Here is a 22,523-nt window from a genome sequence, read left to right as displayed (position 1 = left end):
GTAATTGTGAAGCGTCCCGGTCCTCCCGCATCGTCCGCGATGCGCCCGCAGTTCCATCGGTATGCCCGTCCCGCGCGCCTGCGCCGCGCAACCTTCGCCCTCACTCTCGCCGGTATCGTCACGCTAGCCGCGTGCTCGAAAAAAGAAGCGGCCGCGCCCGCGCCACGTCCGGTGGTCGCCGTCGCCGTATATGCGGACGGCAGCGCAACGGCGGCGGCATCGTTGCCCGGCGAAGTGCAGGCACGCTACTCCACCCCGTTATCGTTTCGCGTCGGCGGCAAGATCATCGAACGGCGCGTACGTTTGGGCGACGTGGTGAAGAACGGGCAGATCGTCGCCCGGCTCGACCCGGCGGATGCGCAGAAGAATGCCGCCAGTGCGCAGGCTCAACTCGAAGCCGCGCAGCACACGCTCGTGTATGCGAAGCAGCAACTCGATCGCGACCAGGCCCAGGCGAAAGAAAACCTGATCGCGCCCGCGCAGCTCGAACAGACCACCAACGCCTACGCGTCTGCCGCCGCGCAGCGCGACCAGGCCGCGCAGCAGGCGGCGCTGTCGAAAGACCAGTTGCAGTACACCACGCTCATTGCCGATCACGCCGGCGTGATCACCGCCGAACAGGCCGATACCGGCCAGAATGTGTCCGCGGGTCAGGCCGTCTACAACCTCGCATGGAGCGGCGATATCGACGTGGTCTGCGACGTGCCGGAAAGCGCGCTAGCCGCGCTCTCAATCGGGCAGAACGCGACGGTTACGCTGGCCGCACTGCCGGGCCGCAGCTTCAATGCGCGGGTGCGTGAACTGTCGCCCGCCGCCGATCCGCAAAGCCGCACTTACCGCGCCAAACTCACGCTCGACAATCCCGGCCCGGACGTGCGCCTCGGCATGACCGCCGACATCGCACTCGCCGCCCCGTCGCCCTCGAACTCATCGGCCAACTCATCGGCGAGCGAGAGCCGTTCCTTCACCGTCCCTGCCACCGCGCTGTTCCACGACGGCACGCAGCAGGCCGTGTGGGTCGTGCGCGCCATGGATAACGCGCCCGGAGCCGGTACGCCCGGGGCCAGTACGCCCGGGGCCGGTACGCCGGGCGTCGGCACACTGGAGCTGCGCCGTGTGACGGTCACGCGCTACAACGAGCGCACGATCGTGATCAGCCAGGGGCTCAAGGACGGTGAACGTGTCGTCCTGCAAGGCGTGCACACCGTGACCGCCGGTGAAAAAGTCCACGCGATCCCGCCGCTGCATCCCGAGGACTTCGCTTCATGAGCACCACGCATGAAGAAGGACGCTTCAACCTGTCCGCATGGGCGCTGCGTCATCAGGCGCTGGTCGTCTTCCTGATCGCGCTCGCTACCGCGTTCGGCGTCCTCGCCTATACCCGCCTCGCCCAATCCGAAGATCCACCCTTCACGTTCCGCGTCGTGGTGATCCAGACCTTCTGGCCCGGCGCGACCGCGCGCCAGGTGCAGGAACAGGTCACCGACCGCATCGGCCGGAAGTTGCAGGAAACGCCCGCCATTGATTTCGTGCGCAGTTACTCGCGCCCCGGCGAATCGCTGATGTTCTTCTCGATGAAAGACTCCGCGCCGGTCAAGGACGTACCCGAAACCTGGTATCAGGTGCGCAAGAAAGTCGGCGATATCGCGGCGACCTTGCCGCCAGGCATTCAAGGCCCGTTCTTCAACGACGAATTCGGCGACGTCTACACCAACATCTACACGCTCGAGGGCGACGGCTTTTCCGCCGCGCAACTACACGATTACGCGGACCAGTTACGCACCGTGCTGCTGCGTGTGCCGGGTGTCGGCAAGGTCGATTATTTCGGCGATCCGAATCAGCACATCTACATCGAGATCGCCAACACGCAACTCACACGTCTTGGCATCTCGCCGCAGCAACTGGGCCAGGCCATCAATTCACAGAACAGCGTCTCGCCAGCGGGCACGCTGACCACCACCGACGACCGCGTGTTCGTGCGCCCCACCGGTCAGTTCAAGGACGTCAACGCGCTCGCCGACACGCTGATTCGGATCAACAACCGCTCGTTCCGTCTCGGCGACATCGCGACCATCAAGCGCGGCTACGACGATCCGGTCGCCACGCAAATGCGCTCCGGCGGCAAGGCGGTGCTCGGCATCGGCGTCACGATGCAGCCGGGCGGCGATGTGATTCGTCTGGGCAAAGCGCTCGATCAGCAGATGGTCACGCTGCGGGCCTCCCTGCCCGTCGGTTTGCACCTGGTCGAAGTGTCGAGCATGCCGAACGCGGTCGCACGTTCTGTCGACGATTTTCTCGAAGCCGTCGCCGAGGCGATTGCGATCGTGCTGGTGGTCAGCCTTCTGTCGCTGGGCGTGCGCACCGGCATGGTGGTCGTGATCTCGATACCTGTCGTGCTCGCCGTCACGGCGTTGTGCATGTATCTGTTCGACATCGGGCTGCACAAGGTGTCGCTGGGGACGCTGGTGCTCGCTTTAGGGCTATTGGTGGACGACGCGATCATCGCGGTCGAAATGATGTCGGTGAAGCTCGAGCAAGGCTGGAGCCGCACGCGCGCCGCAGCCTTTGCGTACACCAGTACCGCCTTTCCGATGCTGACCGGGACGCTCGTGACCGTGTCCGGCTTCCTGCCGATTGCTTTGGCGAAGTCGAGCACTGGCGAATACACGCGCTCGATCTTCGAGGTGTCGGCGATCGCGCTGATCGCGTCGTGGCTCGCCGCTGTGGTGCTGATTCCGCTGCTCGGCTATCACATGCTGCCGGAACGCAAACGTCAGGAAAACGAAGCGGAAGATCACGAACACGATATCTACGACACCCGTTTCTATAAGCGGCTGCGTGGCTGGATCGGTTGGTGCATCGAGCGGCGTTTCGTCGTGCTGGCGATCACCGTCGTGCTGTTCATTCTGGCCATGGCCGGCTTCACGTTGGTGCCGCAGCAATTCTTCCCGAGCTCGGACCGTCCCGAGTTACTGGTGGATGTGCGCTTACCCGAAGGCGCATCGTTCGAAGCGACATTGCGGCAAGCGGATCGGTTGGAAAAAGCCCTGGTGGGCCGTCCGGAGATCGATCATACGGTGGATTTCGTCGGCACCGGTGCGCCGCGCTTCTATCTGCCGCTCGATCAGCAATTGCCGCAGCCCAATTTCGCGCAGTTCGTGATCACGGCGAAGTCCGTGAAAGATCGCGAGAAGCTCGCGCAATGGCTCGAACCGGAATTGCGCAACAACTTTCCGGCGATCCGCACTCGCCTGTCGCGCCTCGAGAATGGGCCGCCAGTCGGCTATCCCGTGCAGTTCCGAGTGAGCGGCGACGATATCGCCACCGTGCGTTCGATCGCCGAGCGCGTCGCCGCGACCATGCGCGCCGACGGCGGCACCCGCAACGTCCAGTTCGACTGGGACGAGCCCGCCGAACGCTCGGTGCGCTTCGAAGTCGATCAGAAGAAGGCACGCGAACTCGGTGTGACCTCCGGCGACATTTCGAGCTTCCTCGCAATGACGCTCTCCGGCTACACCGTCACGCAGTATCGCGAGCGCGACAAGCTGATCAGCGTCGATCTGCGCGCGCCCAAAGCGGAACGCGTCGACCCCTCGAAGCTCCTCACACTGGCGATGCCGACGCCGAACGGCCCGGTGCCGCTCGGCACGCTCGGTCATCTACGTAACGACCTCGAATACGGCGTGATCTGGGAACGCGACAGGCAACCCACCATCACCGTGCAGTCCGACGTCGCCCCTGGCGCGCAAGGGATCGACGTCACGCATGCGGTCGACAAAGCGCTCAGCCAGATTCGCGGCACGCTGCCGGTCGGCTACCGGATCGAAATCGGCGGCTCGGTCGAGGAAAGCGGCAAGGGGCAGACATCGATCAATGCGCAGATGCCGATCATGATCATCGCCGTACTGGTGCTCCTGATGGTCCAGTTGCAGAGTTTCGCACGCGTGCTGATGGTGGTGATGACCGCGCCGCTCGGCCTGATCGGCGTGGTCATCACGCTGCTGCTGTTCGGCCAGCCATTTGGCTTCGTCGCGATGCTCGGGGTGATCGCCATGTTCGGCATCATCATGCGCAACTCGGTCATTCTGGTGGATCAGATCGAGCAGGACATTGCCGCGGGACATAAGCGCTTCGACGCGATCGTCGGCGCGACGGTGCGGCGCTTCCGGCCAATCACGCTCACCGCGGCGGCCGCCGTGCTCGCGCTGATTCCGCTATTGCGCTCGAACTTTTTCGGCCCGATGGCCACTGCGCTGATGGGCGGCATTACGAGCGCGACCATTCTCACGCTGTTCTATCTGCCGGCCCTGTACGCCACATCGTTCAGAGTGCGCGACGACGAGCGCGAGCCGCCTGCGCCGTCCGGCACGACGCATACGGGGAACTGAGATCATGACTACCTTTCTATTCCCTCGACACTTGCGCCTCACACTTCTCAGCGGCGCCGCGCTGGCGCTGGCCGCCTGCTCGTTCGACCCGAATGGCGAGCCGCCCGCCATGCCGCAACCTGCCCACTACGGCGCCGAAGCGCAGCCGACGCAAACCGTGCCTGCCCAAGGCATTACCCAGCAATTCGTGGTCGGCGCGAAACCCGTGCCCGAATGGTGGAAGCTGTACCAATCGGACGCGCTGAACGCACTGGTCGACGAAGGCTTGCGCAACAGTCCGACGCTCGCCGCCACTGACAAGAGCCTTGCTGCCGCCCGCGAACAACTGCGCGCGCAGATCGGCAGTTCGATGCTGCCGACCATCGACCTGGGCGGCCAGGCCACCCGCAATCGTGCGTTGGCAATCCCCGAGGCCGGTCCGAATACGTTCCTGTACAACATCTTCGTCGGTCAATTGCAGGCGCACTACACGTTCGACCTGTTCGGCGCCTCGCGTCTCGCCGATGCTGCGCTCGCTGCTCGCGTGAACGTGCAGGCCTATCAGTTCGATGCCGCGCGCCGCGCGCTAGCCGCCAACATCGTGACGGCGGCGATCACGAGCGCGGCGCTGCATGCCCAGATCGAGACGACCGAACGGCTCGTGACGATTGCCAACGACCAGGCGCGCGACACGCAACGGCGCTACGCACTGGGCGCGGTCTCGCACGCCGATCAGTTGAGCGCGCAACAAAGTGCGGCGAGCCTGTCCGCGAGTTTGCCGGGTTTAAAGCAGCAATGGCTGACGACGCGCCATGCTTTGGCGGTGCTGCTTGGGCGCACGCCGGACGCGGCTCCGGACGACCTCGATCTTGCGCAATTGCATGTGCCTGAACAGGTGCCCGTGGTCGTGCCTTCCGAGTTGCTGCGCACCCGGCCCGACATTCAGGCTGCGGACGCCGCCCTGAAGGCCGCGGCGGCCGATGTCGGCGTCGCGACGGCGCAGATGCTCCCGAGCCTGTCGCTGAGTGCATCGATGGGACAAGGCGGCTTTAGCTGGCCGGTGGCGCTGTCCGGCGCGGGGGCCATCTGGAGCATTGGCGCGTCATTGTCACAACCGCTGTTTCATGGTGGCGCCCTGTTCGCGCAGCGCCGCGCGGCGGTCGACACGTATGACGCTACGGTTTCGCAGTACAAGCAGACCGTGCTGGCCGCGTTCCAGAACGTCGCCGATACGCTTGCAGCGCTGCAGCACGACGCGCAAGCGCTCGACGCGGCGAACATTGCCGCGCGCTCGGCGCAGGGAATTTTCGACGAGACCTCGGGACGCTACCGGCTGGGCGCGTTGCCGATCGCGTCGACGCGGTCGAGCGAACAGCAGTTCCGTAATGCGCAGCTTGATGAGATTCGCTATACGAGCGCGCGGCTGACGGACACGGCGGCCTTGTTCCAGGCGATGGGTAATCCGCCCCTGGAGTCGGGGCCGTCTGCGACGGCGGCGGTACCGGCGGTTCCTGCGGCGAACGTGGGCGTTTCCAACTAAACCTGGGATTCCGTAGTGATGGCTGCGGACTTATCCCCAGTTTATGTTGATGAGGCTGTTGAAAACTATCTGACAAGCGGGCTAACACGTTGAACGCGTGGGGTTTTCTGGTCGCGGTGCGGAATGAACCAGGTGGTGCTAAATGTGCCGTCTGGTTACGCTGGGGGCCGTTGGGAGGCCTCAATATGGATCAACGTTATCCCCAGTTTGTGTTGACAGGGTTGTTGATAACTATGGGGTTACGCGGTTAAGTGCTTGATGCAGATCGGTTTGTTGCACGCGGTGCGGGGAGATGCAGGCGTGATTGGCTGCGCTGCGCGCGGCTATGGGTGTATCGCTGCGGAGCGGTTTATCCACAGATTTTGTTGAAAGGCCTGTTGATAACGCCTGGACATCCGGGGTAAGTGCTTGAGGGCACAACGATTTGGCGCATAGCGCGTGGATGGTCTGTTTTGCCTGCGCGGCGCTTTGTGTCTGTTTGCCTGCGGCGTTGGCCTTTCCTTGTTTTTTTAGTGGTCTATTAGCGTTGCCTCTGCGTCTGTTTGCCTACGGCGTTGGCCTTTCCTTGAATTCTTATTGGTCTATTAGCGTTGCCCCTGTGCGGGGCGGCACTTACTTTCTTTGCCGCCGCAAAGAAAGATAAGCAAAGAAAGCGGCTCACACCGCTAATTTTTAAGCGGGTCCCTCGCGCAGTCACGGTCGTGGTGCATCTGGAATCGGCGCCCTCGCGCATTCGACGTTCGTGACAAAGCAGTCATGCTTCCCGCCTCGCACTGCGTGCTCGCCGGAAGGGTTCATCGTGCAAACCCATGGCTTCGCTTTGCGCAACGGGGACCATTGGCTTTGCCTCGGCAATGCGCTGAAAACGCCGGATGGCTTTGGCTGTGCTGCTGTGCGCGTCAAGTAGCTAGCTGCCACTAGCCTCCAAACACCGAAGGCAGTTAGTGGTTCAATGAAGCAGCAGTGAGCGCAGCGATCACTGGTGATTTGTAGGATTTTCGCTGCGTGTCGGGAACAACGCAAGGTTTGATCAAGTACCATTGAGCGCCGGCAACAGCGCGCGGTTTGAAGAACTACTGCGTCGGCGCGCGCAGCGCCGCCGGAAGTATGACTGCTTTGTCACCAGGGCTGAATGTGCGAGCGCACAGATTCCAGATGCACCACTACCGCAACTGCGCGGGGGGCCCGCTTATGGGCTGGCGGGTTGAGCCGCTTTCTTTGCTTATCTTTCTTTGCGGCGGCGTAACTATTCAGCAGTTAAGGGCGAAGGCACATGACCGGCGAAGCTCAGAGCGAGAGCATCAACAAGCGGACGGCGTTGTTTGCGTAAGGTAGCCAAGTACGATCGGATCGTGCAAAACGCCTGAAGCCCGAGTGCGGTGCGAAAGCATCCCGATACCTTTTGCTTGAGTTTCGGCATGCGAATATCGCGTTCGGCCTGGTTGTTGTCGAACGGCACGCGATGGTCGGCCACGAAACGCCACACCTGGGCCGCGTAGCGCTCCAGACGTCCCAGTAGATTATAGGCAGCGCTTTGCTTGATCCTGCCACGCAGGTCTTCTCGCGTGGGCTCGCGCGCCTGTTGCGGGTTGAGCGTGCGGCCTTCGGCGATTAGCGCCCGGCTGCGTCGCCGATAGTGATTTTTGCGCGCGGCGCTCAGAGCCGTCTTGCCATCGGCAATACTGCGGTCGACCTCGATCTTCGCGTCGCGTAGCAGCCTGATCATTCGCTCGGCCCAACGCTGTTGGGTGGACTCCCATACGAAGATGAGCTCGCGCAGGTGATGGGCGTTGCACAGCGCGTGTTCGCAGTCATAGTTTGCATACGGAACCCAGCCATCGTGCACGGCCACCCCGGCAAACGACGGCAGAATGCCGAAGCTGTCCAGCGCCTCCTGGCCGCGCCTGGTGTGCGAGCCATACCAGCTCAGCGCCTCGGTCGATGCCGTATGTAGCCAGTGCGTCGAGCGTCCAACGCGCATGCTCGTCTCGTCGAAGTGCACCACCGGCGCGCCCTGCAGCGCCTGGTTGATCTGTTCCACCGCCGGCCTCAAGTTGCGTGCAGCCTCGTCGATGCAGTTCTGCACCGTGCCGGCGCTCACACTCAGACCGAACAGGTCAGACAGCGCCTGGCGTGCACGGTCGATCGGCAACTGTTGGTATTGCGTCAGATAAACCGCTGCGGCCTTGATCTGGCAACCGTACTGCACCGCCTGGCTCACGTCCCGGGGGAACGTCGCGTGATGAATCTTGCCGCAGCGGCACTGCGCCGTCTCGATACGATGCGCTGTGACTTCAAAGCAAATGGCCGGCAGATCAATCACCTGACGCTCTTCGGGCAGCACCGAAACGCGATCGCGCCCGATCGCATGGCCGCAGGCATCGCATACCGCGGCGACCCGATGAATCTCAACGTGATCGGCCTGCGCGACGCGCTTGAGCGTCTTGCCCGGATGACCCGGCTGAGCCCCGGGACGTGCACCGCTCGCGCCGCGTAGCGACTTGGGCTTGCGCTTCAAACCATCTGATGACGGCGGCTTGCTCGAGTTGTGACTGTCCTTCTCGAGCTTCGCTTCCAGCTCGTTCAGACGCCTCACCAGATCGATGATGAGCGCGTCTTTTTGCTCGTGCGTCAGGTCTTCGATGTCAGGCATCTTCGTCATGTCCAGCACTATGCAGTGCCTGGCTCCGGTTTACAACTGCTGAATAGTTACGCGGCGGCAAAGAAAGTAAGTGCCGCCCCGCACAGGGGCAACGCTAATAGACCAATAAGAAATCAAGGAAAGGCCAACGCCGAAGGCATACAGGCGACCAAGCGCCGCAAAAGCAAAAACCCCAACCAGCCGCTACGCGCAACCCCAACCTCAATAAACCCCCGCCTCCCCAACCGGCCGGTTCTTAAACCTCTTATGCACCCAATAATATTGATCAGGAATCCGTCGCACTTGCGTCTCAAGAAACTCAGTAATCCGCAAAGCATCAACCGCAACATCATCCGAAGGAAAATCACTTAACGCATCAAAGATGGTCAGCTTATAACCGCGATAATCCGGCAACACCTCAGTCACAAACGGCACAACTCGCGCATTCCCCGCGCGAGCCATCCGCGAAACAGAAGTCAGCGTGCAAGCCGGCACGCCAAAAAACGGCACAAACACCGAATCCCGCAACCCAAAATCCATATCGGCAGCCAGCATCACCGGCTTGCCCTCACGTAACACGCGCAAAGCCCTCCGCACGCTATCGCTACGCGGAATCATTTCCGTGCCGAAGCGTCCGCGCTGCCGCTTGGCCATCGCGTCGAGCAAAAGATTCGACATCGGCGTGTACAGCGACGCAACCGGGTGCCGCGTCGAATACATCATGCAGCCCGCCTCGATACCGACAAAATGGAAGCCGACGAAAATCGTCGGCTTGCCCTCCATGTCGGTCAGATCGATCGCGCTCTCCACTTCGACAAGGCGCGCCAACGACTGCGCATTGCCGAACCACTGCGGCCCGCGCTCAACATAGCTGCGGATCACATGGCAGAAATGCGCGCGCGCGAGACGTTCGCGCGTCTCGTCGCTCATGTCGGGGAAACACAGTTTCAGATTGGTATGCACGACGCGCCGGCGCGTGCTAGGAATCCGGTACAGCAACGCACCGATGCCGGTGCCGATGCGCGCGACCACGCCATAGGGCAGGAACGCAAACATGCGCAGCAGACCTGTCATCAGACAGATGAGTATTCGACTTTTCAAGAGGCAGCGGCTCGGTGGATACTGGGTAACAAACACACCGGCCGCGGCAACCTGACAGTTGCCCACGGGCGAAGTGGCATGCGCGCGCGTCAAACGGGTCTCGCGCGGCGCGACTTTCGAAGATGGACGCCCCGCTCGCGGCGAGACACAGAGGTGTTGGAGGCCGAAATCTTTTAGGAATTAAGCGCCCGTATTGGACCCAATATAAAAGCACCGCACGCGTGATTAAAACACACTGCGGAGGACGGGCACAAAATCTGCTGCCGGGGTCTACCCGAACAGCGCCAGGAAATCCGCGCGAGGCAGCGATTCCCTGCCCGCTCAAAAACTTGCGTGCGCGGCCGAGGCAAGCCGCACACACTCGTTACGCCCTAGGCAATCCTCGAAGGAAGTCCCCTTGGGGATTAGGAGATCGGGGGCATCAAGGCTTGTTCGTCTCGAACAGATCCATGATCTGCTTCTTTTCATTCGACGAGACGCTCGGCGGCGGCACTGCCGGTGGCGTCATACCCGCCGGCCCCACGCCGCCGACTGCGTCGCTCACACCGGCCGTCGGATTTGCCGAATCCAGCCCGATGCTGGCCACGAAACCATTGCCCGGCGTCATGTCCGTATAGAACAGTTCGCCGTCGACCGCGGTCACGCCGTCCGGCTGCGCCGGCTCGCTTTCCGGCACGCCGCGCAGCGCGCGCTGCATGTACTCGACCCAGATCGGCAACGCGAGCTGAGCGCCGAACTCGCGGCTGCCGAGGCTCTTCGGCTGGTCATAACCCATCCACGCCACGGCCACCAGCGATTGCTGATAGCCGGCGAACCAGCCGTCCTTCGCATCGTTGGTCGTACCCGTCTTGCCCTGCAGATCCGAACGACGCAGCACGTTGGTGCCCGCGCCCGTGCCGGCCGTAGCCACCGAATGCAACAGGCTGTTCATGATGTACGCATTACGCGGTTCGAGCGTGCGCGGCGCATCGCGGCCAGCGGTCAGCGGCTGCGCTTTCGAGAGCGGCTCGCCGCGTGCGTCGGTCACCTCGTTGATCAGATACGGATTGATACGGTAGCCGCCGTTCGCGAACACCGAGTAGGCGCCCGCTGATTGCAGCGGCGTGACGAGGCCCGCGCCGAGCGCCATCGGCAGATACGGCGGGGTCTTGTCGGCGTCGAAACCAAAACGCTGCGTGACAAAATCTTGCGCGTACTTGGTGCCGATGAACGACAGGATGCGGATCGACACGAGGTTCTTCGACTTCTCCAGCGCGACACGCATCGGCATCGGACCGTCCGGCTGGTCGTCGTCCTTCGGCTCCCACGCGTCACCGCCCGGCGTGCTCGGCGGGAAGTACAGCGGCGCGTCGTTGATGATCGTTGCCGGTCCGAGGCCCCTGTCGAGCGCCGCCGAATAGATGAACGGCTTGAAGCTCGAACCCGGCTGACGCCACGCCTGCGTGACGTGGTTGAACTTGTTCTTGTTGAAGTCGAAGCCCCCCACCAGCGCGCGAATCGCACCGTCCTGCGGCGTCAGCGAGACCAGCGCACCTTCCACTTGCGGAAGCTGCGTGATCGACCAGTTGCCCTTGTCATCGGCGACGAGGCGCACGATCGAGCCCGGCTTGATCTTCGTGGCCGCCGTCGCGCGCGCGGAGAGCCCGCCGGCCGCAAAGCGCAGGCCGTCGCCGCTGATCGTCACTTCGGTGCCGTCGACCAGTTGCGCCTTCACCTGCTTCGGATTCGCGTCCGTCACCACGGCGGCGATGATTTCGCCATTGTCGGGGTGATCGGTGAGTGCGTCATCAATAGCCTGATCGCGGTCGTCACCCGGTGCGGGCAGTTCCACGAAACCTTCCGGTCCGCGGTAGCCATGGCGCCGCTCGTAGTCCATCACGCCCTTGCGCACCGCCTGATAGGCCGCGTCCTGATCGGCGGAATCGATCGTGGTGGTGACGTTCAGGCCGCGCGTATAGGTTTCGTCCTTGTATTGCGCGTACATCATCTGGCGAACCATTTCGGCGATGTACTCGGCATGCACGCTGTATTCGTTGCCCGGATTCTTGGTGTGAATCTCTTCCTTGACGGCCTGATCGTACTGGTCCTGGCTGATATATTTCAGCTCGAGCATGCGCTTCAGAATGTATTCCTGACGGATCTTCGCACGCTTCGGATTGACCACCGGGTTATACGCCGACGGCGCCTTCGGCAAGCCGGCCAGCATCGCGGCTTCAGCCAGCGTGATGTCTTTCAGATCCTTGCCGAAATACACGCGCGCGGCCGCGGCAAAACCGTACGAGCGCTCGCCCAGATAAATCTGGTTCATGTAGACCTCAAGGATCTGATCCTTGGTCATCGCGCGCTCGATTTTGTACGCCAGCATCATTTCGTAAATCTTGCGCGTATAGGTCTTCTCGCTCGACAGGAAGAAGTTGCGCGCCACCTGCATCGTGATCGTGCTCGCGCCCTGCGAGGCGCCGCCGTGCATCAGGTCGGAAATACCCGCGCGCAAAATGCCGACGAAGTCGACGCCGCCGTGCTCGTAGAAGCGATAGTCTTCGATCGCGAGCACCGCCTTCTTCATCTGGTCGGGAATGTCCTGGAAGCGCACGATGCTACGCCGCTCTTCGCCGAACTCGCCGATCAGCACGTGATCCGCGGTGTACACCCGCAACGGCACTTTTGGACGATAGTCGGTCAGCGCATCGAGCGACGGCAGTTGCGGCCCCATTACTACGAGCGCGTAACCGACGATCAGCGCACCCACCACGGCGATCGTCGCCAGCAGGCCGACAAACCAGATGGCGATGCTCGCACCGATCGAACGGCGGCCGGCCTCAGCGTCGCGCGAAGCAGCGTTGCGTCCTGGCGTGCGGTGGTAGCTGTCCCGGTCGTCACCTGCCGGAGAATTTGGAGAATGCGGTCGTTTGATGATTGGCATGACTGGAATAGTGGGCGCGTAACTGAACGCCTTGCTGCATGAGGCGCAAAACACCGCGCGGCCCTAGCCCCCGGGCGGCCGCACGGCACTCCTGGGACAGGCGTCCGGCGCAACGTAACAGCGCATTTTAAAGAAATCAAGCGCCGTCCAAGATAGTTTTTTTGTAAGAATTCCCTTCCCATCGCGTCACGACGGTAGATCGCGGCAATCGCGCAGGCGCCCGGCCCCGCCTGCCAGAGTTATCAACAGAAAATGTTGAAAGGCCTGTGGACAAGCCGCCCGGAAAGCCTACAACTCATTGATGTCACGGGATTTTCATGTCGCGCCCGTTCCGCAGCGGTGCAACTCGTCATATGATGGACTCGGCGCGCGAGTCCTCACCGACGCGCGCGACGGCGTACGCCAAATACACGCCTTGACCCGCCAATGCCAACAATCAAGTGTGCGAGCCGACCATGAACAAGCCCAGCGAACGCATCGTCGTATTCGTCACGACCGCGCAGAAACGCGCGATCGCCTCCACCGCCGAGAACCTGGGCATTAGTGTCAGCGAACTGATGCGGCGCGCGGTGTTGAGCTTTGGTGCGACCAGCGAGCAGGTAAAAGCGGCCAGCATCGTAGACCGGCTGCATGCGCCGCGCGCGCCGGACGCGCTCGACGCGGCGCTGCAGCGGGTCGCGCGCGGCACGCGCCACGCCCGGGCAGCGCTCCCGCCGGCCTTGCAAACCCACGGTGACAACGAATCCGCTGCGCCGGCGCAAGGCGCGGCCGCATCGCAAGCGGAGGAATTGTTGGGCACACCCGCGGGCGCAAGCCCGGCACCGTTGCTGCCGGCCGGTGTATTGGCCGCCCTCACCGCGACCCCCGAGGAAATAGAAGCCGCCGCGGCAGCCGAAGCCGTGGCGCGCGTCGCCGCGGCCAAGGCGGCGTCGATTGCAGACTCGGCGCTGGAACCAGGCGCCGTGGAAGCGCAGTTGCGCAAAGTGCTCAAGCGCCCGCGCCTTGACGCCGCGCGTGACGCAGACGATCCCCAAAGCGATCCGAGCGCGGAAGGCGGCCGCTTCGCCTGAATCGAAAGTGGCAGGGGCTAGCTGCCCTGCCCAACGTGAATCGACGCGCTGCTGCTGAAGCACCGGCACGCCGCCGACACGCCACATCTATTCATATTTCCGACACCCGCCGCGCGGACACTCACCGTCCAGATGCCCGCCGCCGGATGCCCGTCGCACGGATGCCCGCCGCGCGCAAAGTTGGCGATTGTGTCATCGCGCCCTTTAAGTCGGTTTTAAGAGAACGCGTGGTGTAATATCCGCGAACGGCTGAATGACCGGCCGCGCGTTTTAACCGCTAAGGCTGTTTGAATCTGGTTTCAAAAACGTAAATTTACGGCGCCGCTATTGCAATTAGCGCGTGTGCCCCGAACTCCGGTCCGAACGTTGCGCAGCTTCGCGCGCAGCGGCGTAAAGTAGCATTTGAAAGCAGTTAAAGCACGTGGGAATTATTCAGCGCCGATTTCATTCTTTGGAGGTTTTCATGTCGCTTTTTGACAGCATTTCGCGCACGCTTAAAGGTCTCCTGAACGACGCGGCCGATTCCGTGCAGGACCCGTCGCGCGATTCACGCCAGATCGTGCGCGAACTCGACGAGAGCATCGCTAAAGCTGAGAATTCGCTGATCGAGATTCAGGCGCAAGTCGCCACGCAGCAAAGCAAGCGCGATGTTGCCGCCGACAAGGCGAAGAAGTACGAAGACGGCGCGAAGCGCGCGCTGCAATCGGGCGACGAAGCGCTCGCGCGCGAAGCCCTCGGCGCGCAAGCCACGGCCGAAGCCGAGCGCGATGCGCTGGCGAGAGAATTGACCACGCTGGAGCCGTCGGTTGACCAGTTGAAGAGCCAGATTGACGACATGCGTGGCCGTCGTAATGACCTGAACGCACGTTCGAACATTCTGCAAGCCAAGCAGCAAATCGCTCAGGCCAAAGATGTTGCAGCGACTGCGTTGGGCGGTATCGGCGGCAAGAATCTGTCCGAAGATTTCCAGAAGCTGGAAGACAAGGTTGCGTTGTCCAATGCCCGTTCGGACGCGCGCCTGAATACGGCCGACGTGAAGAGCGGTAAGGCGCTCGACGACAAGCTCGCGGAGCTGAACCGCGGCCCGTCCGTCGAAGATCGTCTCGAAGCGTTGAAGAAGCAGATCAACACGCCGGCTCAGTAATTGCATTAGCAGTAAATACCGGCTGCCGTCGCAAGCGCAGCCGGTATACCGGTCACAGGTATCGACTGAAGGAGACGGGTGCATCGCACCCGGTCCGTAAATGAAAAAATTTCTCGCAAGCGCGTTCGCCTCGCTGATGTTCGTGTCGGCTGCGGCGTTCGCCGTACCGACGGTCCAGCAGATCGAATCCGCCATGTCGCAAGGCAACTGGCAGCAGGCCGACGCCGGGTTGAGCGAAGTGCTGCAGGCGCATCCGAACAATGCACGTGCGCGCTACCTGTACAGCCAGGTGCTCGATCGCGAAGGCCGTTATGCCGACGCCCTCGCTCAGGTACAACAGGCCAAGACACTCGACCCGCAAATCCGCTTTACCGACCCGACCCGCTTCGCGCAAACCGAAGCGCGGATCCGCAAGGACGCGGAACGTGCCGGTGGCAACACCACGAGCCGCGCGGCCAACCCGTTCGTGCAGCAGAATTCGCCAGCGGTGCAGCAGTCGGCGATGGTGCCGCAAGCGCCGCAACGGCATGGCCCTGGCATCGGCATGTGGGTCGGCATCATTCTCCTGATCGGCGTGATCGCGCTGGTGTTGCGCTGGACCTTGCGCCGCGCCCGCTCGCAAGACGATTCGCGCGCCGACGACGATCGTCGCGTGCAGCTCAAGCGCGCGACCGAGATGCTCAACGCCGTGCGCTCGTTGAAGCTCGACGTGAAGCTCTCCACCGCACAAGGTCATGAGGCGCTGGAGAAGGAAGTCGAGTCAACCGAAGACCAGTTGCGCGGTCTCGTCGAAACGCTGTCGAACGGCAAGAATCCGGTGCCGCCGTATCAGCTCGACGAACTCGAGCAGCGTCTCGGCAGCCTGCGCGCCCGCGCCGATGGGCGGCCCGATCCGTATGCCGCGCCGGCCGCTGCCACGCAGCAGTCGCCGTATGCGCAGGAAGCCGAGCGTTTCGGCAACCCGCCGCAGCCGTATCCGCAGCAGGGACCGTATCAGCAGCAGCCGCAGGTCATCGTGCAACAAGGTGGTGGCGGTTTCGGCGGCGGCATGGGTGGTTTGCTGACTGGTGTGCTGCTTGGCGAGGCACTGAATTCCGGGCGTGATCGCGTCGTGGAGCGCGACGTGATTGTCGATGACGAAACGCGTCGCCGCGGCGGTGACGGCGGCAATGGCGGCAATGGCGGCGGCCTCGACTTCGGCCAGGGCTCGAATGACTGGAGCGACAACAGCGGCGGCGGCGTCGACATGGGCAGCAACGACGATTCCGGCGGCTGGAGCGATACCTGAGAACCCCAGCGCGGCTTGAGATGCAGTCAATCAAACGCTGATCCCTCAAACTGCAATGAAAACAGGCTCCTGCACGGAGCCTGTTTTTTTATACTCACGTCCCTTTACGCCCTCACTGCGGCGGGTGCCCTCGCCGGCTCATGTTGGGCCAGCAGCACCGAACCCGCGAACAGCCGGACGATGAAACGTTCCGCATATGCGACCAGCGCTTCCCGGCGCGCGGCATCCCCGTCGATGTACTCCGCTGATAGATGAAACAGCTGCAGGACGATCTGCGTGCAGACTTCGTCGACAGTCGCGCGGGCGAGTGTCGGCATCACTTCCAGTTGCACGACGTCGTCCGCCATTTCCGCCGACACCTCGTGGAGGTTCGCCCGCACCGCGTCACGCAGCGCTCGCGAAGTGCCGTGATACTCGGCCAGCGCGCTCAAAAACGCCTCGCGATTCTCCAGCGCGAAAGCAAAGAACGCCACACACGCGCGACGCGGCACGCTCTGCGGCTCGTCGTGCGCGGCCAGCCAGCGCTCGCGCCGCAGCATCGGCCGCAAGCGGCGGCTGACCGATTCGACCGCCTCGCGCGCCAGGTCGTCGAGCGTGCCGAAATGGCGGTAGAACGTGTTGGGATTCAACCCCGCCTCGCGCGCCAGTTCGCGCAGACCCAGGCTTGCAAAGCTGCGGCCGCCCGCAGTCAGACGCAACGCGGCTTCGATCAGTTTGCGCTTGCCGGGCGGGAGGTCCTGCCCGGCAAAGGCGCCATGGTCGGCGGCGGCCGCCGCTTCGGGTACGGGGTTCATGAGCTTTCAGTCAGAGCGCGGCTCGCGCGTTTAATAGTCGTACTCTAAACGATCTTGACGCGAAGTGTACAGTTGTCTACCCTGCGCGTTATGCGGTGTAGACATATGTAGACACCCGAATTTGCCTACCCCGGAGACCCGCCGTGACACCAGCCTCATCTGCCCAACCCGCCGCGCCACGCATTGCCATTGTCGGCAGCGGGTTTGCGGGCATCGGCATGGCGATCCGCCTTCAGCAGATGGGCATCACGTCGTTCACGGTCTACGAGGCGGCCGGCGATATTGGCGGCACGTGGCGCGACAACATCTATCCCGGCGCGGCTTGTGATGTACCGTCGCATCTGTATTCGTTTTCGTTCGAGCCGAATCCGGCGTGGTCGCGTGCGTTCAGCGGCCAGGCGGAGATCTTCGCTTATCTGAAGCGTTGCGCGCGCAAGTACGGCGTCGATCGTTACGTGCGTTGCAATGCGCGCGTCGCCTCGGCGCGTTTTGACGAAGCGCGGCAGACCTGGCAAGTCGAGATCGATTCGAACGGCACACGCGAACGCATCGAGGCCGATGTGGTGATCGCCGCGAGCGGTCCACTATCGCGGCCGGCCATGCCGCAGATCGCCGGCCTCGACCGCTTCGAAGGCAAGCTGTTTCATTCGGCGCGCTGGGACCATGACTATCCGCTCGAAGGAAAGCGCGTCGCGGTGATCGGCACCGGCGCCAGCGCGATCCAGTTCGTGCCGCAGATCCAGCCGCGCGTCGCACAACTCGAACTGTTTCAGCGCACTGCGCCATGGATCATGCCCAAGCCAAACAAACCGGTCGGCCCACGCATGCGTTGGCTGTTCCGCCATCTGCCGTTTACGCAGCGCTTCGTGCGCAATGCGATCTACTGGCAACTCGAATCGCGTGCGATTGCGTTCGTCGTCAATCCGAAGCTGATGAAGTTCCCGATGAAGTTCGGCATGAGCTACCTGGAACGGCGCGTCAAGGACCCGGCGCTTCGCGCCAAGCTGACGCCGAACTACCGGCTCGGTTGCAAGCGCGTGCTGCTGTCGAGCGATTACTATCCGGCACTTGGTCAACCGAACGTCGACGTGGTAACGACCGGCATCCGCGAAATCGTCGCCGACGGTATCGTCACTGACGACGGCGCGCATCACCAAGCCGATGCAATCATCTGCGGCACGGGCTTCCAGGTGAACGACGTGGGCGCGCCATTCGACGTGACCGGCCTCGACGGCGCCGATCTCGGCGCGATGTGGCTGCGCGATGGGCCGGAGGCCTACCTCGGCGTCAGCGTCGCCAACTTCCCGAACTTCTTCATGATTGTCGGCCCGAACACCGGGCTCGGTCACAACTCGATGATCTACATGATCGAGTCGCAGGTGCAATACATCGCCGATTGCCTGCGCGTCTTGCAACGGCGCAAGGCGCGCACGATGAACCTGCGGCCCGACGTCCAGCGCGATTTCAATGAGCGTCTGCAGAAAGAGATGCAGCACTCCGTGTGGGCCAGTGGCTGCCATAGCTGGTATCAGACGAAGAGCGGCAAAGTCACAGCGCTGTGGCCGGGCTTCACATTCAGCTTTCGCAAACGCACGCGGCGTGTGCGGCCGCACGATTATCGCTTCGTGCCTTAGAAGCATGCGGCGGCTGAGTGGCTGCTCGCGATGCGGGGACGGAGGCGGACTCAGATGCTCATGCTGTCGCTGCCGCTAAGGCTAAGGCTAAGGCTAAGGCTGAGGCTAAGGCTAAGGCTAAGGCTAAGGCTAAGGCTAAGGCTGAGCCTAAGGCACAGGCTGACGTTGACGCTGACGCGAACTAATTCGAACTAAAGGGAGACAACAACCATGGCAAGCATCCAATCCGCGACGTCCGCATCAACAGCGCCACTGCCGCCCCGCTCGTTCGCCGCGCGTCTCGGCATCACCAGCGTGCCGCGCGCCGAACTGCAGCGGCGCTACACACAGAGCGGTTCGAAGTTCGTCAAGATCATGGGTGCCGACGTGCATTACGTCGATGAAGGCAGCGGCGACACGATCGTGATGATTCACGGTTTCGCGTCTTCGTTGCATACGTGGAATCGCGTTGCCGACGAACTCAAGCGCGAGCATCGCGTGATCCGCCTCGATCTGCCGCCCTTCGGCGTAACCGGGCCGCTGCGCTCGAGCACCGGCGAAATCGAAACAGTGAACCTGCCAACCTACCGGCGTTTCATCGACACATTCATGCAGGCGCTCGACATCTCGCGCGCGACGCTGATCGGCAACTCGCTCGGCGGCCTGATTTCGTGGGACTACGCGGTGCGCCATCGCGAAGCCGTCGAGCGGCTTGTATTGATCGACTCCGCCGGTTTTCCGATGAAGCTGCCGATTTACATCGGCCTCTTCAACAGCGCGCTGGTGCGCGTCAGTTCGCCGTGGTGGCTGCCCGAAGTCATTATCAAGAGCGCGGTGCGCAACGTGTATGGCGATCCGCGCAAGCTCGATGCGGTGACGCTGCGGCGTTACGTTGAATTCTTCCACGGCGAAGGCACGCGCACGGCGATCGGCAAGATGGTGCCGACGCTCGACTTCAAGGACGTCGATACCGACGTGCTGAAGACGCTGAACGTGCCGTCTCTGGTGCTGTGGGGCGCGAAGGATCGCTGGATTCCGCCTGCGCACGCGGCCGAATTTGCAAGCCGTATTCCAGGGGCGAAATCGGTGATGTACCCGGGACTCGGTCACATCCCGATGGAAGAAGCGCCCGAGCGCGTGATGACCGATCTGCGCGCGTTTCTCGGCACGAACGCCGCGGCTGCAGGCGCGTCGAAACGTTCCCCGACGTAAGGAAGCGCCCTCTCTGCATTGTTCATGACCGGCTGTCGCGCCGGCCGGGCGAACGTTTCACGTTAGCCCGGCCGCGCGGTCGACGCACGGCCGTCGCGTGACCATCCCCTTCAACCGCCCCCGAGCAAGCGCAACAGGCTCCAGAGAAACTTGCAGATCATCACGATCAGCTCCCACAGGTGATAGAGCTGTTGCCAGCCTGAAACGCGTGCGAAGGAATCGATCATGGTTGGCGGGTCGGAAAAAGAATGGCTGCGGGCTTGCACGGCGAGTGCACATCATAACGACTGCGGGATACCCCGTATCAAGTCGATTGAAAGTGTGCCGTAAACGCACTGAGAAGGCGCGGCATCCGCACTGGGTGACCGCGCCAATTGACTGCGCCAATCGCGCCATCAAGGAGACGAGCATGACGCGTTTCAGCTTTCGCCGCAGCGGCCGTTCGCAAACGATCGTCGGCGATATCGCCGCGCAAGCTGGCAAATTGGGCATTGAAATCTGCGACGTATCGGGTCACGTCGAAGAAGTTGCCGCACGCGTGCAGCACCAGGCGCAGGTATGCCGCGCGCTGCGCGAGTCCGCCGCGCAGACACTCGCCGGCAATCATCGCATTGCCACTGCCGCGCGCGCGATGCGCAGTGTATCGGCCGACGCCGCGACCAGCGTGCAGGCATCCCAGCAAACGTTGGAAGCGTCGCTGGCCGACATCCACGGGCTGGTGGAAGGCGTGACGGTGATCGAGAGCCAGATCGGCGCGTTGCGCAGCGCGTTGACGCATGTCAGCCGCGTCTCCGAGGAAATTTCGCTGATCGCCCGCCAGACGCATTTGCTGGCGCTGAACGCCGCGATCGAAGCCGCGCGTGCCGGCGACTCCGGTAGAAGTTTCGCGGTGGTGGCGGCCGAGGTGAAGAACCTGTCGGCGAAGACCGCACAGGCCACGGGCCAGATCGAGACGACGCTGGCGCAACTCACGCAACAGACCGAGCAATTGATCAACGAGGGTTCGGTGAACACAGCGCGCGCTCACCGGGTACGCGAAGGCACCCGCAAGATCGGCGACGTCGTGCATGCGACGGGGGATGCGATTACGCAGCTCAACGACGAGGCTGGGCAGATCGCTGCGTTGACCGGTGAGATCGAAACGCAATGCAAAGGGCTCGAGGCGCAGGTGCTGGAGATGGCGAGCGACGTCGAAGATTCGAGCGAGAACTTTGTCCAGGCGAAGGATCGGCTGGGGAATTTGCTCGGCGTGTCCGAGACGCTGATCGAGTTGACGACCGCCACGGGGGTCGAGACTGCGGATACGCGGTTTATTGATGCTGTGCAGCAGGCCGCGGCTACGGTGAGCAAGGTATTCGAAGCGGCGGTTGCTCGGGGCGAAGTGTCGATTGAGGATCTGTTCGATCAACGTTACGCGCCTGTTGCAGGGAGCAATCCGGCTCAGTTCGTTACCCGGTTTACTGCTTTTACTGATCGGGTTTTGCCCGCTATTCAGGAGCCCTTACTCGGGCTTGATCCACGCGTGGCGTTTTGTGCCGCGGTCGATGTGCGCGGGTATCTGCCTACTCACAATCTGAAGTTTTCTTTGCCGCAGCGCGAGGATGTGGTCTGGAATATGGCGAATTGCCGGAATCGGAGGATGTTCGATGACCGGACGGGGATTGCGGCTGCTTCGCATGTTAAGAAATTTTTGCTGCAGACGTATCGGCGCGATATGGGTGGCGGGCAGTTTGTTTTGATGAAGGACGCGTCGGCGCCTGTGTTTGTTGCCGGGCGGCATTGGGGTGGGGTTCGGGTTGGGTATAGGGTTTGATGGGTTTTTTTGCCTGCGCGGCGCTTTGTCTGTGTGCGTGCGGTGTTGGGCTTTTCTGGATCTGGTTGCCTGGGCGGCCCTTAGTGTCTGTTTGCCTGCGGCGTTGGCCTTTCCTTGATTTCTTATTGGTCTATTAGCGTTGCCCCTGTGCGGGGCAGCACTTACTTTCTTTGCCGCCGCAAAGAAAGATAAGCAAAGAAAGCGGCTCACACCGCTAATTTTTAAGCGGGTCCCTCGCGCAGTTGCGGTAGTGGTGCATCTGGAATCCGTGCCCTCGCACCTTCAGCGTCAGTGACAAAGGAATCATCAGCTCCCACTCCGCACTGCGTGCGTCGCGGATGGGCCTGCCAGGGAAACCGTGGGGCTTCGATTACGCGCGGCGGGAGCCATCGGCTTCGCCTCGGCGAAACGCCTCTGCTCGCATGGGCAAACTCATACCTCAAATGAAATGTCAGTGAGTCGCAGTGGCAGTGGCAGTGGCAGTGGCAGTGTTGACGTGGCCGCCGGCCGCGGTTCCGTGACAAACGCGGGAGCCGGAACACAACGGACGGTTTTATGAAATGCCCTTCGGCGCGCGCGGCGCCGCCGGAGGTATGACTGCTTTGTCACCAAGGCCGAATGTGCGAGGGCACAGATTCCAGATGCACCACTGCCCCCTCCGAGCTAGGGGACCCGCTTAAGAATTAGCGGTTGGAGCCGCTTTCTTTTGCCTACTTTTCTTTGCGGCATGCAAAGAAAAGTAGGTGCCTGCCCCGCACAGGGGCAACGCTAATAAACCAATAAAAATTCAAGGAAAGGCCAACACCGTAAGGGCACAACCAAATAGCGCCGCGCAGGCAAAAAACCCAGGCAAACCCCAACACCGTAGGCATACCACCAAACAAGCACCACCTTCCTTTAGTCAGACAAACAAAACAACGGGTTTCCCCTCCCCTGCGGAGCCAAGAACGAGAAGCCGTAAACACAGTAAGCGACAAGCCAATCGCTGCAAGCGAAAGAGTGAACGAGCACCCACCC

Annotated in this window: 13 protein-coding genes; 9 read left to right on the top strand and 4 right to left on the bottom strand. The window is 62.4% G+C overall.

Annotated features, from left to right (window positions below; genetic code table 11):
• Positions 1-39 precede the first annotated feature (39 nt).
• The 3 genes from GNZ12_RS25060 to GNZ12_RS25050 are packed head-to-tail and all read left to right on the top strand — an operon-like array spanning position 40 to position 5,907.
• A complete protein-coding gene (locus GNZ12_RS25060) occupies positions 40-1,269 on the top strand; it encodes an efflux RND transporter periplasmic adaptor subunit (protein WP_172314726.1) in 1,230 nt (409 codons plus the stop codon).
• Positions 1,266-4,388, top strand: a complete 3,123-nt coding sequence (locus GNZ12_RS25055) for an efflux RND transporter permease subunit (protein WP_172314724.1) — start codon at positions 1,266-1,268, stop codon at positions 4,386-4,388. The genes GNZ12_RS25060 and GNZ12_RS25055 overlap by 4 nt, the downstream gene beginning before the upstream one ends.
• Before the next feature lie 4 nt (positions 4,389-4,392).
• On the top strand, positions 4,393-5,907 hold the full coding sequence (locus tag GNZ12_RS25050; protein ID WP_172314722.1) for an efflux transporter outer membrane subunit: 1,515 nt from the start codon (positions 4,393-4,395) through the stop codon (positions 5,905-5,907).
• Between the two features lie 1,246 nt (positions 5,908-7,153).
• On the opposite strand, the gene tnpC is transcribed toward GNZ12_RS25050, so the two are convergent.
• The 3 genes from tnpC to GNZ12_RS25035 all read right to left on the bottom strand — a co-directional run bounded on the left by tnpC (position 7,154) and on the right by GNZ12_RS25035 (position 12,572).
• Entirely contained in the window at positions 7,154-8,569 is a 1,416-nt protein-coding gene (tnpC, locus tag GNZ12_RS25045) for an IS66 family transposase (RefSeq protein ID WP_172314720.1), read from the bottom strand.
• Between the two features lie 201 nt (positions 8,570-8,770).
• Positions 8,771-9,649, bottom strand: coding sequence for a lipid A biosynthesis lauroyl acyltransferase (locus GNZ12_RS25040; RefSeq protein WP_172314718.1), 879 nt, complete (start codon positions 9,647-9,649; stop codon positions 8,771-8,773).
• Between the two features lie 421 nt (positions 9,650-10,070).
• Positions 10,071-12,572 (bottom strand): penicillin-binding protein 1A, encoded by a 2,502-nt coding sequence (locus GNZ12_RS25035; protein ID WP_172314716.1) that lies wholly within the window; start codon positions 12,570-12,572, stop codon positions 10,071-10,073.
• A 455-nt stretch (positions 12,573-13,027) separates the two neighbouring features.
• Between GNZ12_RS25035 and GNZ12_RS25030 the strand changes: the two genes are divergently transcribed.
• The 3 genes from GNZ12_RS25030 to GNZ12_RS25020 all read left to right on the top strand — a co-directional run bounded on the left by GNZ12_RS25030 (position 13,028) and on the right by GNZ12_RS25020 (position 16,074).
• The gene (locus GNZ12_RS25030; protein ID WP_172314714.1) at positions 13,028-13,642 is read left to right on the top strand and encodes a hypothetical protein; all 615 of its coding nucleotides are present in this window, start codon (positions 13,028-13,030) and stop codon (positions 13,640-13,642) included.
• A gap of 463 nt (positions 13,643-14,105) precedes the next feature.
• The gene (locus tag GNZ12_RS25025) at positions 14,106-14,786 is read left to right on the top strand and encodes a PspA/IM30 family protein (RefSeq protein ID WP_172314712.1); all 681 of its coding nucleotides are present in this window, start codon (positions 14,106-14,108) and stop codon (positions 14,784-14,786) included.
• A 100-nt stretch (positions 14,787-14,886) separates the two neighbouring features.
• Positions 14,887-16,074, top strand: coding sequence for a tetratricopeptide repeat protein (locus GNZ12_RS25020; RefSeq protein WP_172314710.1), 1,188 nt, complete (start codon positions 14,887-14,889; stop codon positions 16,072-16,074).
• Between the two features lie 104 nt (positions 16,075-16,178).
• Here the strand turns inward: GNZ12_RS25020 and GNZ12_RS25015 are convergent, their stop codons facing one another.
• Complete coding sequence (locus GNZ12_RS25015) at positions 16,179-16,868, bottom strand: TetR family transcriptional regulator (protein WP_172314708.1); 690 nt, start codon at positions 16,866-16,868, stop codon at positions 16,179-16,181.
• Between the two features lie 143 nt (positions 16,869-17,011).
• On the opposite strand from GNZ12_RS25015, the gene GNZ12_RS25010 reads away from it, so the two are divergent.
• The 3 genes from GNZ12_RS25010 to GNZ12_RS25000 all read left to right on the top strand — a co-directional run bounded on the left by GNZ12_RS25010 (position 17,012) and on the right by GNZ12_RS25000 (position 21,506).
• On the top strand, positions 17,012-18,502 hold the full coding sequence (locus tag GNZ12_RS25010; RefSeq protein WP_172314706.1) for a flavin-containing monooxygenase: 1,491 nt from the start codon (positions 17,012-17,014) through the stop codon (positions 18,500-18,502).
• Positions 18,503-18,712: 210 nt separating this feature from the next.
• Positions 18,713-19,693, top strand: coding sequence for an alpha/beta fold hydrolase (locus tag GNZ12_RS25005; protein ID WP_172314704.1), 981 nt, complete (start codon positions 18,713-18,715; stop codon positions 19,691-19,693).
• 409 nt (positions 19,694-20,102) lie between these two features.
• Positions 20,103-21,506, top strand: coding sequence for a methyl-accepting chemotaxis protein (locus tag GNZ12_RS25000; protein WP_172314702.1), 1,404 nt, complete (start codon positions 20,103-20,105; stop codon positions 21,504-21,506).
• Positions 21,507-22,523 lie beyond the last annotated feature (1,017 nt).

This window comes from Paraburkholderia solitsugae (genome assembly GCF_013177695.1).
Taxonomy (GTDB): Bacteria; Pseudomonadota; Gammaproteobacteria; order Burkholderiales; family Burkholderiaceae; genus Paraburkholderia; species Paraburkholderia solitsugae.
Note: the sequence above shows the minus strand (reverse complement) of the source record. Positions and strands in the feature narration are given on the sequence as shown.

Bases quoted from the DNA above. Each gene is read 5' to 3' on its own strand.
- GNZ12_RS25060 (WP_172314726.1), top strand. From the start codon at position 40: ATGCGCCCGCAGTTCCATCGGTATGCCCGTCCCGCGCGCCTGCGCCGC.
- GNZ12_RS25055 (WP_172314724.1), top strand. From the start codon at position 1,266: ATGAGCACCACGCATGAAGAAGGACGCTTCAACCTGTCCGCATGGGCG.
- GNZ12_RS25050 (WP_172314722.1), top strand. From the start codon at position 4,393: ATGACTACCTTTCTATTCCCTCGACACTTGCGCCTCACACTTCTCAGC.
- tnpC (WP_172314720.1), bottom strand. From the start codon at position 8,569: ATGACGAAGATGCCTGACATCGAAGACCTGACGCACGAGCAAAAAGAC.
- GNZ12_RS25035 (WP_172314716.1), bottom strand. From the start codon at position 12,572: ATGCCAATCATCAAACGACCGCATTCTCCAAATTCTCCGGCAGGTGAC.
- GNZ12_RS25030 (WP_172314714.1), top strand. From the start codon at position 13,028: ATGAACAAGCCCAGCGAACGCATCGTCGTATTCGTCACGACCGCGCAG.
- GNZ12_RS25025 (WP_172314712.1), top strand. From the start codon at position 14,106: ATGTCGCTTTTTGACAGCATTTCGCGCACGCTTAAAGGTCTCCTGAAC.
- GNZ12_RS25020 (WP_172314710.1), top strand. From the start codon at position 14,887: ATGAAAAAATTTCTCGCAAGCGCGTTCGCCTCGCTGATGTTCGTGTCG.
- GNZ12_RS25015 (WP_172314708.1), bottom strand. From the start codon at position 16,868: ATGAACCCCGTACCCGAAGCGGCGGCCGCCGCCGACCATGGCGCCTTT.
- GNZ12_RS25005 (WP_172314704.1), top strand. From the start codon at position 18,713: ATGGCAAGCATCCAATCCGCGACGTCCGCATCAACAGCGCCACTGCCG.
- GNZ12_RS25000 (WP_172314702.1), top strand. From the start codon at position 20,103: ATGACGCGTTTCAGCTTTCGCCGCAGCGGCCGTTCGCAAACGATCGTC.